The organism is Sphingomonas sp. ACRSK (assembly GCF_022346685.1).
Taxonomy (GTDB): Bacteria; Pseudomonadota; Alphaproteobacteria; order Sphingomonadales; family Sphingomonadaceae; genus Sphingomonas; species Sphingomonas molluscorum.
This window is the reverse complement of the sequence record NZ_JAKRNR010000007.1, coordinates 1-16306: the sequence shown is the minus strand read 5'-3', so window position 1 is coordinate 16306 and position 16306 is coordinate 1. Positions and strand designations below refer to the sequence as shown.

Annotated in this window: 8 protein-coding genes; 1 reads left to right on the top strand and 7 read right to left on the bottom strand. The window is 64.8% G+C overall.

Features of this window, described 5'->3' with window-relative positions; translation table 11 throughout:
* Positions 1–246, bottom strand: a complete 246-nt coding sequence (locus MHZ35_RS05425) for a DUF6356 family protein (RefSeq protein WP_239434693.1) — start codon at positions 244–246, stop codon at positions 1–3.
* A gap of 89 nt (positions 247–335) precedes the next feature.
* Entirely contained in the window at positions 336–2789 is a 2454-nt protein-coding gene (locus MHZ35_RS05420) for a TonB-dependent receptor plug domain-containing protein (protein WP_239434692.1), read from the bottom strand.
* A gap of 334 nt (positions 2790–3123) precedes the next feature.
* Here MHZ35_RS05420 and MHZ35_RS05415 point away from each other — a divergent pair, with 334 nt between their 5' ends.
* A complete protein-coding gene (locus MHZ35_RS05415) occupies positions 3124–5493 on the top strand; it encodes a GH92 family glycosyl hydrolase (RefSeq protein ID WP_239434691.1) in 2370 nt (789 codons plus the stop codon).
* Positions 5494–5575: 82 nt separating this feature from the next.
* On the opposite strand, the gene MHZ35_RS05410 is transcribed toward MHZ35_RS05415, so the two are convergent.
* From MHZ35_RS05410 to MHZ35_RS05390, 5 genes are all read right to left on the bottom strand, one after another.
* Positions 5576–7900 carry a GH92 family glycosyl hydrolase gene (locus MHZ35_RS05410; RefSeq protein ID WP_239434690.1) on the bottom strand — a complete coding sequence of 775 codons (2325 nt, stop codon included), beginning with the start codon at positions 7898–7900 and terminating at the stop codon, positions 5576–5578.
* A gap of 16 nt (positions 7901–7916) precedes the next feature.
* Entirely contained in the window at positions 7917–9365 is a 1449-nt protein-coding gene (locus MHZ35_RS05405) for a glycoside hydrolase family 125 protein (RefSeq protein WP_239434689.1), read from the bottom strand.
* Positions 9366–9370: 5 nt separating this feature from the next.
* Positions 9371–11734, bottom strand: a complete 2364-nt coding sequence (locus tag MHZ35_RS05400) for a GH92 family glycosyl hydrolase (protein WP_239434688.1) — start codon at positions 11732–11734, stop codon at positions 9371–9373.
* Positions 11735–11792: 58 nt separating this feature from the next.
* The gene (locus MHZ35_RS05395) at positions 11793–12857 is read right to left on the bottom strand and encodes a glycoside hydrolase family 43 protein (protein WP_239434687.1); all 1065 of its coding nucleotides are present in this window, start codon (positions 12855–12857) and stop codon (positions 11793–11795) included.
* Between the two features lie 123 nt (positions 12858–12980).
* On the bottom strand, positions 12981–15956 hold the full coding sequence (locus MHZ35_RS05390; RefSeq protein WP_239434686.1) for a TonB-dependent receptor: 2976 nt from the start codon (positions 15954–15956) through the stop codon (positions 12981–12983).
* Positions 15957–16306: the final 350 nt, after the last annotated feature.

Below are 16306 nucleotides of genomic sequence, written 5' to 3'. Positions count from 1 at the left end.
TCAGATCTCGTAGACCAGCGCGGATCCCTCGGCCACCGCCGCGGCGTTGCGGCGGGTCATCTCAGCGTGCAGCTGCCGCACCGTGTTGCTCCCGGTGCGGGTGAACCATGCGGGAACCACGGCATGCACGAGGCACGCCGCGCCCCCTTTCAGCATCGCGAAGCCGAAGTGCGCCGCCGTGCGCGCATGTTCGGCATAGCTTTCCCCGACGCTGCGAGGATGATCCGTGAACAGCCGTCCGATCATCACCTACTCCCACTCCGTTGATGGGAGAAGCGCATAGGGCGGCTGTGCGGTTCCGCCAAGCCGGGGGGACAGCCCGGCCCGGCAGGGCCTCACCAGTTAAAACCGGCGCGCGCGTAGAGATAACGGCCGTTGAAGCCGAACGGCGAGTAGTAGGGGAAGCCCAGCACGCCGGTGCTGTTGTTCGCCGGGATGATGCGATCCGGATAGACGTCGAACAGGTTGTTCACGCCCAGGGCGAACTGCGCACCCTTGGTCGCCTGGTATCGCAGCTCAAGGTCGGTGATCGCGTGTCGGCCGGTGTGGACGTCTGCCGCTTCCGTGGTGCCCGGCTGGGTCACGTCGCCGTAATAGGTGACGCGCGCAAGCGCGCCGAGCTGGTCGAGCGACCAGTCGATCGTGCCGGTCACCTTCTCCCGCGGGGTGCCCTCTTCCAGCGACAAGATGCGGGTGCGGGCAAACAGCGTCGGTGCCGGGTCGAGGGTCGACGTGGTGGTCGGTACGCGCGTGACCTTCACATCATTGATGTTGCCGGCGAGCGTGAAGTCGAAGCTGCCGGCGGTCGCAGTCCGCAGGCGATAATGCGCGACCGCATCGATGCCCTTCGTGGTCGACGCCAGACCGTTGATGAAGAAGCGCGCAGCCTGCACGCCGCTCGGCAGCAGCTCGGCAACTGCCGGGTTGTAGCTGGGCGTCCCGGGCGTCCCGGCGCTCAGGTTCTCGGAAAGGCCGATCTGATCGCGGATGTGGATGCGATAGGCGTCCACCGTCAGGTCGAAGCCGCCGGCGCGAACCACGAAGCCCGCCGAAAGGTTGGTCGACTTCTCCGCGTCCAGCGGCAGTCCGCCGAGCGCCCGGGCAACCGGGTCCACCGACGGATAGGTCCCGGTCTGCACCGGCACGCCGTTCTGCACGACCTGCGCGATCTGCGTGAAATACTGCTGCTGCAGCGACGGTGCGCGGAAGCCGGTCGAAGCGGTGCCGCGAAGCGCAAGCCAGTCCGCCACGTCATAGCGCGCCGACAGCTTGCCGTTCACGGTCGAGCCGAAATCCGAATACTTCTCTGCACGCCCGGCGATGCCAAGCAGCAGCTTGTCGGTCACCTGCGCTTCCACATCGGCATAGATGCTGCCGTTGCGGCGGCTGCGCTCGATCTCGTTCAGGGGCGAGAAGCCGCCGAAGCCCTGCGCACCCGGGGCTGCACCGCCCGCATAATCTGGCGTCGGATAGCCGTAGGACGCGAGCTCGCCCGCCTCGATCTTATAGCCCTCGCGGCGCCCCTCGACGCCGAAGGCGACGTTGAGCGACTGGAAGACGTCGAAGCTGCGCGCGACGTCGAGCCCGGCGACCCACTGATCATACACCAGCGCGCCATCGTAGAAGTCGGTCGGGGTGTCGGCACCATAGGAGAAATTGGCCGAGTTGCGCGTGCGGAACTCGATCTTGTTGCGCCCGTAGCTGACGTTCAGGTCCAGGTTCCAGCCCCCGACGTCACCCTTCACGCCGACCGCGGAGTTCAGGTCGCGCGACTTGCTGTTGATCAGCGGAAGAAAGCCGTCGGGATAGATGGAGGCGGCGTTGCTGTACCCGGACGTGACGCCCGGCAGTCGCGGAAAGGCCGCGCTTTCGGATTCCCGGTTTTGATAGCCGGCCCAGCCGTAGAGCTGGAAAGTCTCGCCGAGTGAGGTCCCTGCATTGGCGAAGATGGAATATTGATCCACCTCGGGATCCCCGTAGCGGCCGGTGATGCGGCTCGGCGTCACGCGCGGATCATAGTCCGCGCGGTTGGTCGGCTCGCGCTTGGTATATTCGCCCGAAAGGGTGAGGAAGCCGTCGCTGCCAAAGCCGATGCCCTGCCACAGCGAAGCCGTCACGGTCGGCTCGCCATTGGTGTGGCGGCTGCCGCGGGCGGTGTCGATCTGGGTGTTGTAGAAGCCGTAGGTCACCGACGCGCCGCCACCTTCGCGGGCCTCCCGCAGGCGCAGGTTGACGACGCCCGCAATCGCGTCGGAGCCATATTGTGCCGACGCGCCGTCGCGCAGCACTTCGATGCGATCCAGCGCCGTGACCGGGATGGTGTTGAGATCCACGGCGGCCGAGCCGCGACCCACGGTGCCGTTGGTGTTCAGGAGCGCGGACGTATGACCGCGCACGCCGTTGATCAGCACCAGGGTCTGGTCGGGCGAGAGCCCGCGCAGCGTCGCCGGGCGGATGGCGTCGGTTCCGTCATTCGCCGCGGGACGCGGGAAGTCGATCGAAGGCGCCACTGCGGCAAGCGCCGCCCCGAGCTCGGTCGTCCCCTGGCGTTGAAGGCTGGCGGCGCTCAGCACGTCCACGGGCGACGCACTGTCGAGCCGCGTGCGACCTTCCGCACGGGTGCCGGTCACGATGATCTCGTTCCCTTCGTCGACCGGCGTCGAGGCGCCCGCAACAGGTGCGTTTTCCGCCTCCTCGCCCGGCGCGGCGGCTTGCTGCGCGCTTGCCGGCACGGACGCGAGCGCAAGAAGGGAAACGGTGAGCAGACCTGCTGCGCGAAGACGAGCCATGGGAACCCCTTTGTTGATCACCGCGCACACAGGCTGGCGGCACGATGCGGAGGCGCCTCTCATGGAGGAGATAAGCACCCGCCGAGCGCCTCTCCGTCTGGGGACGCTCGGTATGGTTTCCCTAAACCCATCTAGCCGCGAGGTGGCGCGATACCTGCTTTCGAACCCGCAAGCTTTTCTTTGAATTCCCATGACCTGGAGAGGAATTCAGATACAGACCGCAGGTCCCCGCTATTTGACAATATGCTTTATTTAAACGACCCTCCTCCGGTCGGGCCTATCGAAGCCGAACACGGCCGCCCGACCACGAGAATGTTGAGACGGGGAGGTGTCTGTGCGCATCCAAACTTCGCCATGCGTCTGGCGCACGAGAGTCGGCGGCAGCCTGGTTGCGACCGCCGCGGTGCTGATCGGCAGCCACGTGTCTGCGATCGCGCAGTCGAACGGGCGCGAGCCGGTCGACGAAGCCAATGCCCTGGTCGGCACTGCGCCGCTGGATCGAAAGGAGTTGATCGGCAACGCTCCGCCCCCCGGTGAGCCGCTGTATTCTGGGATCACCTCCCCAGGTGCGCGCCTTCCGCACGGCGCAGTCGAGGCGGCGCCGGTCAACGTCAACATCGAACAGACCTATCCCACCGGTGTGGCGACCCCCTATTATTATCCGAACCCCACCATGATCGGGTTCACCGGCGGCGGCGGCGCCACCTATGGCGGCGGGGCGCAACCGATCCTGATGCCGATCGTCGGCGACTGGACCGTTCCGCCGGTCTACACCCAGTCCTACTATGACAAGGCGAAGGAAGTCGCTGCGCCGGGCTACTACTCGGTCTACCTCGACAGCTTCCGAACGCGCGCGGAGTTGACCGCCAGCCGGTGGACCAGCTTGATGCGGTTCACCTTTCCGATCACCGATCGCGCCCACATCGTCCTCAACCTTCCCTTGCAAGGTGGGGAGGTGGAGATCGTCGGCGACCGCATGGTTCGCGGCGTTGCTGCCCGGCGCGGCGATCACGATGCGCCGGACGGGCGCTATTTCGTCGCGGAGTTTTCCCACCCCTTCTCGCGTTTCGGCACCTTTCGGAAATCCCGAGGCGATAATCGGGGCTACGGGATCGGCGACAAGGAGGTGGTCCCCGACGCCCGCCGGATCGCCGGCAGCTACGCCGGCAGCTACCTTGATTTCAAGACGCGGGCGGACGCGCCGATCCTGGTGCGAATGGCGCATGGGCCGAGCTACGCAGACGCCGAGCGGCGCCTGCGCGCCGAAAGCGTCGGCTGGGACTTCGACAGCATGCGTGCGCAGGCACGGCAGGCCTGGGCCCGACTGCTGGACAAGGTCCAGGTAACCGGCGGCACTCCCAAGCAGCGGATGCTCTTCTACTCCACGCTGTTCCAGTCCTTTGCGAGCCCGCGCCTGGTCGCACGCAAGGGCGAGAACTTCGCCGACAGCAAAGGCAGGATGCAGACGGCCACCTACGATCGTTATGGTCCGGTGCCCTTCTGGGACACGGGCAGGAACCAGATCGTGCTGCTGGAGCTGCTCGAGCCGGATGTCGTTCGCGACATCATGCAGTCCGAGCTCGACATGGCGCGCGAGCGCGGGTTCATGAACACGTCCTTCCACGGCGACAATGCCGTATTCCTGTACCTGGGTGCCGCCCGGCGGGGCATCCCGTTCGACTATGCGGCCGCCTATGAGTTCCTCCGCCGCAACGCCACGGACCCCAAGGGCCCACGCGGCTATCTGGCCGAATATCAGAAGAACGGCTGGATCTCCGACGTCGTGCCGGACGAGGATCCCAGCCCTCCGTATTCGGGCGGCAAGGCGGGTACCGCCAAGACCCTGGAATATGCGTGGGACGATCACGCCATGGCCGAATTCGCGGAAATGCTCGGCCATCGGGAAGATGCGCGGCTGTTCCGCACGCGTGCCGCCAATTACCGCAACGTCTTCGACCGCAAGACAGGCTTCATGCGCGGCCGCACCGCCGACGGCGCATGGATCGCGCCGTTCGACCCGCAGGAGCCCTATTATAACTTCATGATGAAGGAGGCGTCGGGCTGGTCGACGCTGTGGCTGGTCCCGCATGACGTTCGGGGTCTCTCTACCCTGCTCGGCGGACGCGACGCGTTCAACGCCAAGCTCGATCAGTTCTTCAGCACGCCGTACACGCCGAAGGGGATCTGTCGCGACTGCACGGGCATGGTGGGCCAGTACGTCCACGGCAACCAGCCGGACCAGCACGCCCCGTTCCTCTATGCCTGGAGCGGCCAGCCCTGGAAGACGCAGGCGCTGACCCGGCGCATCCTCGACACCCTCTACGGCAGCGACGCCTCAGGCTATGGCTATGCCGGCATGGACGACCAGGGCGCGACATCCTCCTGGTATGCGCTGACGGCGATGGGCTTCTATCCGGTCGATCCGTCCAGCGACGTCTACGTGCTGTCGAGCCCGATCTTCGACAGGGTGAAGCTGCAAATGGGCAACGGCAAGGCGTTGGAGATCGTGGCGCGCAACAACTCGGCCACAAACCTCTACATCCAGTCGGCGACCCTGAACGGCCATCCCTGGACGAAGCCGTGGTTCCGCCATGCCGATGTGAAGAATGGCGCGACGCTCGTCCTCACCATGGGTGCACGGCCGAACCCGAACTGGGGCAGCGGCCCCGCCGACGTGCCCCCGTCGATGAGTTCGGCTCCCTGAACGAGGTTCCGCTGGCCCCCTCCCCTTGCCCAGCGGCAACATTGCCCCGGAAGATGTCCGCATCTTCCGGGGACTTTTTTTGTTAGAGCGCGTTGCGACCGAAGGAAGGCGGCCGGTCTTGCTTTGCGACCCCGAAGCGGGAGGGCTTGGGTCCCATCACGAACTCCAGCGTGCCGCCCCGCGCCAGGTCCGCATGCGAGATCCAGTTGCGCGTCCAGCGCTTGCCGTTCCAGCGCACCGACTGGACGTAGGGGTTCCCCGGCGCGTTGCCGGTCGCCCGCACCCGTAGCGTGCGGCCGTCCCCGACCGAAACTTCCGCCTCGTCGAACAGGGGCGCGCCGAAGACGTAGAGGGCACTCACCGGGTCGACCGGATAGAAGCCGAGCGCACTGAACACGAACCACGCGCTCATCTGTCCGCAGTCATCGTTGCCGATCACTCCGTCCGGATCGTCCTTGTACATTTCGATCAGCAGCCGGCGCACCATCGCCTGGGTCTTCCACGGCGCGCCTGCAAAGGCGTAGAGATAGGCCGCGTGGTGCGTAGGCTCATTGCCATGGGCATATTGCCCGACCAGCCCGGAGATGTCGGGCGGCGCATTGTCCGGCAGGGTCGAAGGCGCGTTGAAAAAGCTGTCGAGCTTCTTCTCGAACGCTGCATCCCCGCCGAAGTGCTCGATCAAGCCGTAGACGTCGTGCTGGTTCAGGAAGGTCGCCTGCCAGCCGTTCGCCTCGGTATAGTCCCGCCACCAGGGCTTGGGCATGTGCCCGATCTGGACGGGATCATACGCCTTCCACCACGTGCCATCGGAGAACTTCGGCCGAGCAAAGCCGATCGAGGCGTCCAGCACGTTGCGGTAGTTGCGGCTCCGCGCACGCAGGGCCTTGGCGTCCTCGGCCGCACCCGCTGCCTCGGCGAGAACCGCCATCGCCCAGTCGTCGTACGCATATTCCTGCGTTCGGCTGACCGACTCCCACACCTTGTCGGCGGGAATGTAGCCGAGCTGGTAATAATGCTCACGGCCGAGCGAAGCGTCACTGTCCTTGAAGCTGGGATCGAACGCCCGCCGCCGGATGTTCGGCCAGGCGGCCGCATAGTCGGCCTCGATCCCCTTGACCTTGGCTTCGGCCATCACCGAGACCGAGTGCCAGCCGATCATACAGCCCGTCTCCACCCCCTGGAGCGGCCATACGGGGGGACCATAGGGGCTCTGGGCGGTCTGTCGGATCAGGTCGTGGGTGAACATCGCGGCACGTTCCGGCTGAACCAGCGTCATCAGCGGGTGCAGCGCGCGATAGGTGTCCCAGAGCGAGTAGGTGCTGAACGCCGGCGAGTCTGCGCTGGTCTGATGCACCTGCCGATCGAGGCCGACATAGCGGCCGTCCCGATCCGTGAAGAGCGTGGGTGCCAGAAACGCATGGTAGAGCGCGCTCGTCAGGATCGTGCGTTGCGCCTCGGTGCCCCCTTTCACCCGAACGCGCTGTAGCTCGTTCGCCCAAGTCTGGCGCGCCTTGGCGGAGATGCCGTCGAAGTCCCAGCCCGGAACCTCGGCTGTCAGCGCCGCCCGCGCACCCTCCTGCGCGACCGCCGACAGGCCGGTCTTGATCAGGATCGGGTCGCCGCCCGCATCGTCGAAGAACAGCGCGACCTTGAGCTTGCCGCCGGTGACGCCGCTCGCACCCTTAGGCGCAGGCTTGTCATCGTCTCCGAAGAACTCGATGCGGTCGGGCTTGCGCGAAAGCTGCATCGCGAAGTGGATGTGGCGCCCCTTGGCCCAGCGATTGACCTGCCGGCTGCCGGTCAGCACGCCGTCGGGACCCCAGGCGAGCGAGGCATTCTCGAGCAGCACCCCCTTGTCCCAGACATCGAGGATCATGTGCGTGAAATCGATGAGGATGTGGGCCGGGCCAGCGGGGAAGCGATGGCGGCTGATGCCGCATCGCTCGGTCACCGTCAGCTCGCTCAGCACCCCGGATTCAAGGCGAACGCGGTAATAGCCGGGCTCCGCATATTCGTCGGAGAAGCGCTGGCGATAGCCGAGGTCCGCATCGCCGAGCTTGCCCGGCTTGAGCTTGAGCGGTCCGCGCGTCGGCACCACCAGGACGTCGAGCATGTCGCCGATGCCGGTGCCCGACAGATGCGTGTGGCTGAACCCCATGATCGAGCCATCGGTCCGGTGATAGCCCGAGCACGCGTCCCAGCGGGAGTTGTCGGTGTCCGGGCTCAGCTGCGCCATCCCGAACGGCAGCGACGCGCCCGGAAAAGTGTGACCGTGCCCCCCGGTGCCGACGAACACATCCGCCTTCCCGGCGGCGGGCGCCTGTGCCCAGCCGACGCCCGGCATGGCGCCGCCCAATGCAGCGAGGCCACTGCCGGCGAGCATCTTCCGGCGATTGGTAAGGATCATTGCAACGTCCTCGGGATCAGTAGCGGCTGGCGAGAAGCGCGGGCTTGCGGCGCTCCAGGTCCAGGATCAGGTCGCCAAACAAGCCGTTGACCCAGGCGAACCAGCTGCGCGTGAACTTCGCAGGATTATCCTTGTGGAAGCTCTCGTGCATGAAGCCCGTGCCGCCATGGGTCGTCTTGAGCCAAGTGAGGCACTGGCGGATCTCGGCGTCGTCGTCGCTGTTGAAGGCGTGGGTGATGATCGACATCGGCCAGATCATGTCCATGCCGATGTGCGGACCGCCGATGCCCTTGGCTGCCGTACCCTCGAAGAAATACGGATTGCGCGGGCTCCAGGCGAGCTTCGCCGTGCGCCGGAACAGCGGATCCTTGCGATCGGCCGCACCCAACAGCGGCAGCGCCGAAAGGCTCGGGACGTTCGCGTCGTCCATGAAGATCGCGTCGCCAAAGCCATTGACCTCATAGGCCCAGACCTGGCCCCCTTCGCCGTCCGGCATCTTGCCGTGCAGGTCGAGCGCCTGGCGCACGCTGGCGGCGAGCGCCAGGCAATCGGCCGCACCTGCGGCGTCCCCTCTCGCCTCCTTCAGCACCGTCGCCAGCATCGTCAGCGCAGACACCGCGAACAGGTTGGACGGGATCAGGAAGGGAAAAACGCAGGCGTCGTCGGAGGGGCGGAAGCCCGAGTGGATCAGTCCGACCTTGCGCGTCGGCGCACCATAGCCGTCGAACATCAGCGTCTCGGTCGGCGATGGATGGTTCCGCTGGAAGCGATAGGGCCCGGGTCCTTCGAGCCGCTGCTGCTCCTTGAGCGTGGCGACCGCCTTCATCATCCCTTGCGCCCAGAAGTCGTCGAACGGCGTCGTGTCGCGGGTAACCGCCCAATAGGAATGGGCGAAGCGCATCGGGTAGCAGAGGGAGTCGATCTCCCACTTCCGCTCCGCGACACCCGGCTTCATCTCGGTCATGTCGTCGCGCGCGCCGAGGTTCGACGTCGCCGACGTGTCGCGCATGAAGGCGTTGGCGTAGGGATCGACCAGGATGCAGCGCGCCTGGCGCTGGATGGCCCCTACGAACATCCGGCGCAGCCCGGCGTCCTTGGGCGCCAGGTGCACATAGGTCTGGAGCTGTGCGGAGCTGTCGCGCAGCCACATCGCGTCGATGTCGCCGGTGATGACGAAGGTGTCGGGCTTGCCATCCACCGCGCCGGTCTGGACCGTAGTGTCGAGCGTGTTGGGGTAGCAATTCTCGAACAGCCAAGCGAGTTCGGGATCAGCGATCTTCGCCTTCACCCGGCGGATTTCCGCCTCCACGGCGGTGCTCACGAAGCGGCGCTGCGCGCGTGGCGGCCGCTTGCTCACGAACTTCGTGCTCTGTGCGCCTGCCGGAACGGCAGCCGCGAGTGCCATCGCTCCGGCGGCCATCATCACGTCGCGTCGGCCCAGGGTCATCTGCATATTCTTGCTCATCCTGCTTATTTCGGCGCGCTCATGGAGAAGGGAGCAGCTGCCTCGCCGCTCGCCCAGGCCTTGTTCGGCTTGGCTCCCATCACGAAGCGCAGGGTGCCGCCCTGCTGCAGCGCCTCGCGCGACAGCCAAGCCTTGTCGTGCGGCTTGCCGTTGAAGGTCGCGGACTGGATGTAGACGTTCTCCGCACTGTTGTTCACGGCCTCGATCGTCAGCACCTTGCCGTTCGGCATCGTCAGCCGGACCGTACGGAACAGCGGGCTGCCGATGGCATATTCGCCGACTGCCGGTGTTACTGGGTAGAAGCCGAGCGCCGAGAAGACGTACCAGGCCGAAGTCTGGCCATTGTCCTCGTCCCCGGGATAGCCGTCCGGCGCCGAGGAGTAGAGCTTCTTGAGCACGTCGCGGACGTGGTACTGCGTCTTCCACGGCGCACCTGCCCAGTCATAGAGATAGGGCATGTGCTGGATCGGCTGATTGCCATGGGCATATTGGCCCATGTTGACGATCTGCATCTCGCGGATCTCGTGGATCACCTGGCCGTAATAGCTGTCGTCGAAGACCGGGGGCGTCGCAAAGACAGAGTCGAGCCGGTCGACGAACTTCTGGTCGCCGCCCATCAGGTCGACCAGCCCCTGCACGTCCTGCATCACCGACCAGCTGTAGTGCACCGAATTCCCTTCGGTGAAAGCGTCGCCCCACTTGTACGGGTTGAAGGGCGCGGACCAGCTGCCGTCCTGGTTGCGGCCGCGCATCCATCCGCTCTGTGCGTCGAACAGCTTGCGATAGTTCTGCGCCTGCTGCGCGTATTTCTTGGCATCCTCGGTTTTGCCGAGCGCCTGCGCCAGCCGCGACAGCGAGAAGTCGGCGGTCGCATATTCCAGCGTCCGCGCAGCATTCTCGTTGATGCCCACGTCATAGGGCACATAGCCGAGGCGGTTGTAGTATTCGACACCCTCCCGCCCGACGGCGTTCACGACATTCCCGCGCTTGTCCCGCGGCCGTCCTTCGGAGGTGGTCGCGTTCTTGACCATCGCCTCGTACAGCGTCTCCACGTCGAAGCCGCGGACGCCGTTCAGATAGGCGTCGGCAATCAGGTTCGCCGAGTTGGACCCGATCATCACGTTGCGGTGCCCCGGGCTAGCCCACTCCGGAAGCCAGCCGGACTCCTTGTACGTGTTGACCAGCCCTTGCATGATCTCGCCGTCGCGCTCCGGATACATCAGCGCGAACCACGGGAAGACGGCGCGCCACGTGTCCCAGAAGCCGTTGTCGGTGTAGAGCACGCCGTCGTGCACCTTGCCGTCATAGGGGCTGTAGTGGACCGTCTTGCCGGCGGCGTCGGTCTCGTGGAACATGCGCGGGAACTGCAGCATCCGCCAAAGCGCGGAATAGAAGGTCCGGCGGTTGTCGATGTTCGGGTCGCTCACCTGGACCCGGCGCAGTTCCTTTTCCCAGATCTGCCGCGCCTTGGCCTCGGTCTGGTCGTAGCTGTCGCGGCCGATCTCGCGCTCCAAGTTGCGCACCGCCTGTTCCGGGCTGATGAAGGAGGAGGCGACCTTCACGCCCACCTGCTCGCCCGCGCGCGTCTTGAAGCTCACCACCGCCCCGACATGATCGCCCTCGCGCGTGCGATCCGCGGTCACCTGGCCGTTGTCGTCCCAGGTGCGGGTGACGGTGAAATCATGGTCGAATTCGGCCACGAAGTAGTTGTGGAAGTTGTCGGGCACGCCGCCGTGGTTGTTGCGGACATACCCCGTGATCCGGCGCTTCACCGGATCGATCTGGACCATCGACCCGCCGTTGTAGGCGTCGAGGATGATGTGGGCGTCGTCCGCCTTCGGAAAGGTGAAGCGGAATTGCGCCGCGCGCTCGGTCGGCGTCACCTCCGCCGTCACGTCATAGTCGGCCAGATAGACCTTGTAGCGATACGGCCGGCTGTCCTCCGCCTTGTGGCTGAACCAGGAGGCGCGCTCCTCTTCCTTGACCTTCAGCGGCCCCGTCTCCGCGAACAGCGCGAAGGCGGCATAGTCGTTCATCCAGGGGCTGGGCTGATGGGTCTGCTTGATGCCGTTGATCTTGTGCGCAGCGTAGGTGTAGCCCCAGCCGCTCCCCATCTTGCCCGTGACGGGCGTCCAGAAGTTCATGCCCCACGGCACGGCCACCGCCGGATAGGTGTTGCCGTAGGACAGTTCATAGCTGGAATCGCTGCCCATCAGCGGATTGACCAAGTCGACCAGCGCCTCGATCGACGGCGCGCGGTCCTGCGCCACGGCCGCCATCGGCCCGGGCATCGCTCCGGGAACCAGGGCGGTCGTCGCGAGCAGCGCCGCGGAGGCGCCCCTCAGCGCTTTGGCGATGGTGTTGGTCATGGTCTCTCCCCTGGGTGTCGCACGGCCGGCGTCCGATCGCCGGCCTGAGTTCTTGATGTCAGTTCTTGGCCGCAGGCACGGTCAGTGGCCGGGGTTGGACGCCCTCGTTGGTCATCACCACCGGGCGGATGCTGCCGTCCGCCTCGAACACCAGCCGCTCGATGGCCACCTGCCGATGCTCGCCCTTGTCGTCGCCGAGCGGACGACGATGATAGACGATGTACCACTCGTCGGTGCCGGGCACGTTCACCACCGAATGATGCCCTGCCCCACGTGCGATGCGGAAATCCTGCGCGAGGATCTTGCCCATCGGCTTGAACGGCCCCGTCGCCGTAGGCCCGGTCGCATAGGCAACGCTGTAGTCGGGACCGGTCCAGCCGCCTTCCGACCACATCAGATAGTAGACGCCGTTGCGCTTGATCATGAACGACCCCTCGACATAGCCGGGGGGCGTGATCTCCTTGTAGGTGGAGCCGTCGGCAAAGGGCACCAGCGACTCCAGGTCGGGGCTGAGCTTCACCACGTTGCAGTGCTTCCAGCCGCCGTAGAACAGATACACCTGCCCATCGTCGTCACGGAAGGCGAACGGATCGATAGGCTGCGCGCCGTTGTGGAACGCGCCGATCAATGGCTTGCCGAGCGCGTCCTTGAACGGTCCTTCCGGCTTGTCGCTGACGGCGAGGCCGATCCCGCCGACTTCCGCGTCGCTCTGGATGTCGTTGGCGCTGAAGAACATGTAGTAGCGCCCGTTCGCCTCGATGACGGACGGCGCCCAGATCGCGTAGCCGGCCCATGCGGCGTTCGCGACGTCGAACACGTGGCTGTGCTTGGTCCAGTGGACCAGGTCGGGGGACGAAAAAGCGTTGAAGAACGTCTGCTGGGTGTAGGACGGCCGAACCGTCTTGGTCTTTCGCAGTTCCTTCTGGTGCGGGGTGAAGCTCGGCGACACGTCCGGCTCACCCCAATCGTCGGAATAGGTTGGGTAAAGCCAGTAGCGGTTGCCGAACACCCGCGCCTCGGGATCGGCGTACCAGCCTGGCACGATCGGGTTTTTCGCCACCGCGGCCCCGCCTGCCATCAAGGCCGCGCCCGTCAGCAGCCATTTCGCGCCGATGCGTCGCAAACGATCCTCCTTCATCTCAGCTGAAGCGTCCCTGCACATGGCGGAAGGGGACCCCGGCCCTATGGTGTCATCCGAAGCCGATGGGTGGCTCCGTCCGGGGCCACCCATTGGCAAAGCAGCATCTTAGAACTTGTACGCGAACCCAAGGTACGCGCGACGTCCCGCATATTCGTTCGAGATGAAGCGGTCCTTGGTGTCGTTACCCAGATGCTGCCGTTGTTCGGATTTGGTCAGGTTGATGATCGAGGCCGTGATCTGCAAGTTCTGGAACACCTCGAACGCGGCATTCAGATCTACCTGTTCGTACGGATCGTCATAGACATTCAGGCCAGAAGACAGCCCGCGCACCACTTCACCGCGGCGATTATAGGAAGCGCGCAGCAGGATCGGTCCCCGTTCATAGAAGATCGAAGCGTTGACCTGTGTCTTCGCGCTACCGACCAAGGGGGATTCACCCACCTCCGTGCCGTTCAGCGAGACCGCGGCCTGTGACGTGTCATTGTACGTGAAGTTCACCTGCGCGCCGAGCCCGAAGTCGAGCGTGTGCTGGGCATAGACTTCCACCCCCTGCGACACCGCACTCGTGCCATTGGCCTGGGTGGAATACTGCTGCACCGTTACGGTCTCGCCGGCGACCTCCTGCGAGAGGTCGATCACCACCGGCACGATGAAGTCGGAGACGTCCTTGCGGAACAGGGTTGCGCCCAGCACCGAACCCGGCCGGAAATACCACTCCACGCCCACGTCATACTGCCACGCGCTGAACGGCTTCAGCGCAAAATTGCCGCCGTTACCGAACCAGCCCGGCCGGGCGCCGAACTCCGCACGATCGAACACGAACGGATCCGCGTTGAACGTGAGGGAGCGAGACCCAGCGAGATCGCCGTAGCCAGGCCGCGAAATCACCTTCGATGCCGCTGCACGCACCAGCAGGTCCGGGGTCACGTCCCACGAGATGTTGAAGCTGGGCAGGACGTCCGTGTAGCTCTTGCCTTCGGCGTTCGGGCTGAAGACGCGGTCCTGCCGATCCTTCTCCGGGATCACCAGGCAGTTGCCATCCTCACCCTTCGGTTTGTTCGGGTCGAACGCACCGCCCGGACCATTCTGGCAGTAATCGTTCTCGTAGATGATCTGGTCGGTCGATACGCCGCTCTGCTTCGTATTCACGACGCGTACGCCGATGTTGCCGCGCACGTTGCTGGTCTTGAAGTTCAGCTGGGCATAGCCCGCCCAGATCCTCTCCTCGATGTTGTAGAGGTTCTGCGGTTCGGGAACCCGGACCGGACCGTTGTAGGTCTCGTTCAGATAGCCGATGTACTGTTGGATGTTGAGGGCCGGGAATGCGGTGGACTCGAAACCCCCGGCGATATTCCCCAGCGAGTTGGGATAGAAGAACTCCGGCAAGGCCAGCGCACCGCCCGGCGTGTCCTGGAAGCGCAGCGTATTCGCGGCGTCCGAATACCATTCGAAGCGGCCGGTCTCGCGATGGATACGGCCGTCGCGCCATTTTACGCCAGCCTGGAGCGAATCCAGGAACGGCGAATCGAACTTCCGCGTCACGTCGACTTGGGCGTAGCGCTGAGAAATCGTGCTGTTCGTGAAGCCCGACCCCGTCGATCCGAGGTCGATCTGCGCGACCCCGTTCAGCATGTTCTGGAGCACATCGGGCGAGAATTGCATCGCGATCGACTGATCGGTGAAATTCCAGGCGCTGAGCTCGTTGCCGTTGACGGTGCCGTTGCGCGGCTTGGCTTGTGCATAGAATTGAAAGGACGGCCCGCCCTTGGCCTTGGTCTTGCCGACCACGAAGTCGACTTTCAGCCGGTCGAGTTCCCAGGTGCCGCGCGCATCATAGGTGTTGGAGACACTCTTCTCACGAACATAGGTGTTCTGCGGCGCCGGCGTCTCCATGGTGCAGAGATTGCCGGGAACGCGGCAGCCGGTGCCTTCCGGCGGAACCTCGAACTTCGCACCGGTCAGGATCGTCCCGCTCCTGTCGAACGTGGCGCCGGTGAAGAAGTTGCCATAGCCCCATTCGGGGATCTTGATCGTGTTGCTGGTGTAATCGCCGTTGAGCTGGAACCGGAAGTAGTTGGCGGTGATCTCCAGATTGTCGAACGGCCGCATCTGCGCCGTGGCCTGGATGCCAAGCCGCTTGCGCTCCTGATTGAAGATGTTGGTGCCGACCGACTGGGGCGCCCAATACCCGCTGTAGTGAGTACCGTCGCGCGTCGTGGTTCCGGCGTCCGCGCCGCTGTTCCAGTAGGAAACGGCGGAGTCGTTGGCGAAACCATTCCCGTTCACATCGGTCGCAGGCTGGCTGGCCTTGTCATCGGTCCACCACTGCCAGCTGCTGGCAGAAGCGCTTAGCGTCCGGTTGGTCCGCACCTGATAGGTGGCGCCCACCAGGAAGCCGAGAGTCTTGTCCTCGTTATGCCAGGACACCAGTCCCGACAGGTTCGGCTCCACCTTCTCGGTGACATCGGCGTAAGTGCCTTCCGCCGAGAAGCTGCCCGACCAGGGCTCCAGATCAAATGGCTCGCGCGTGTGGTTGATGATGACGCCGCCGACGCCACCTTCGTCCAGCCGGGCTTCGGGGGACTTGAACACCTCGACACTGCCGATCAGCGAGGAGGGGAGCAGCAGGTAGTTGAACGAGCGCGACGGATCGCCGCTGTCCGCGGACGCGATGAAGTTGCCGTTGAGCTCCGTGAGAGTCAGGTCGGAACTGAGGCCGCGGATGCTGACGCGACTGCCCTCGCCACCGTCGCGATCGATGATCACGCCTGGCACGCGCTGCAGGGAGTCCGCGACGTTCTTGTCGGGGAACTTGCCGACATCCTCGGCCGTGATTACGTCGACGAACGCATTCGCCTCGCGCTTCTGCGTCAGGCTCTGCTCGATCGAACGGCGGTAGCCGGTGACCAGGATCTCGCCGCCGGCGCTCGCATCGTCCTGCGCTGCCGGCTGGGTCTCGTCCTGCAAGGCGCTGATGTCGCGGTCGGGCTGTCCCGACGGCGGGGTCGAACTGGTGTCCTGCGCATGCGCGATACCGCCCATGCCGACGATCACACTCGCAGATACCAGCAGATGGCGCACCAATCCGGCACGCGAGGCCGCAGTCGCCCGACAAAGCTTATAAGCGTTCATCTCCATCCCCATCCTAGTTTCGAGGGCAGCTCCGCCCTCTCGCTACTTTTTATTTTCTTTGCGGACGTCCGCGGGGAAGAAGCCCCTCTCCGCCTGAGATCCGGGGAAGATAACAGGATACAAAAAGTAAATTGTCAATTGGATCGCGTGATGCGGCGTCGGAAGAGCATCCAACGCGTGACGTTCTCCCTGTTTTTTCATCCAAGCTGAGTGAGAGTTTTCCGGCCCTTTAAAGCCTGTGTGCAAGGAGCTGGGACATGAAGAAGTCGAGGTACACGGAAGAGCAGATCGCGTTCGCG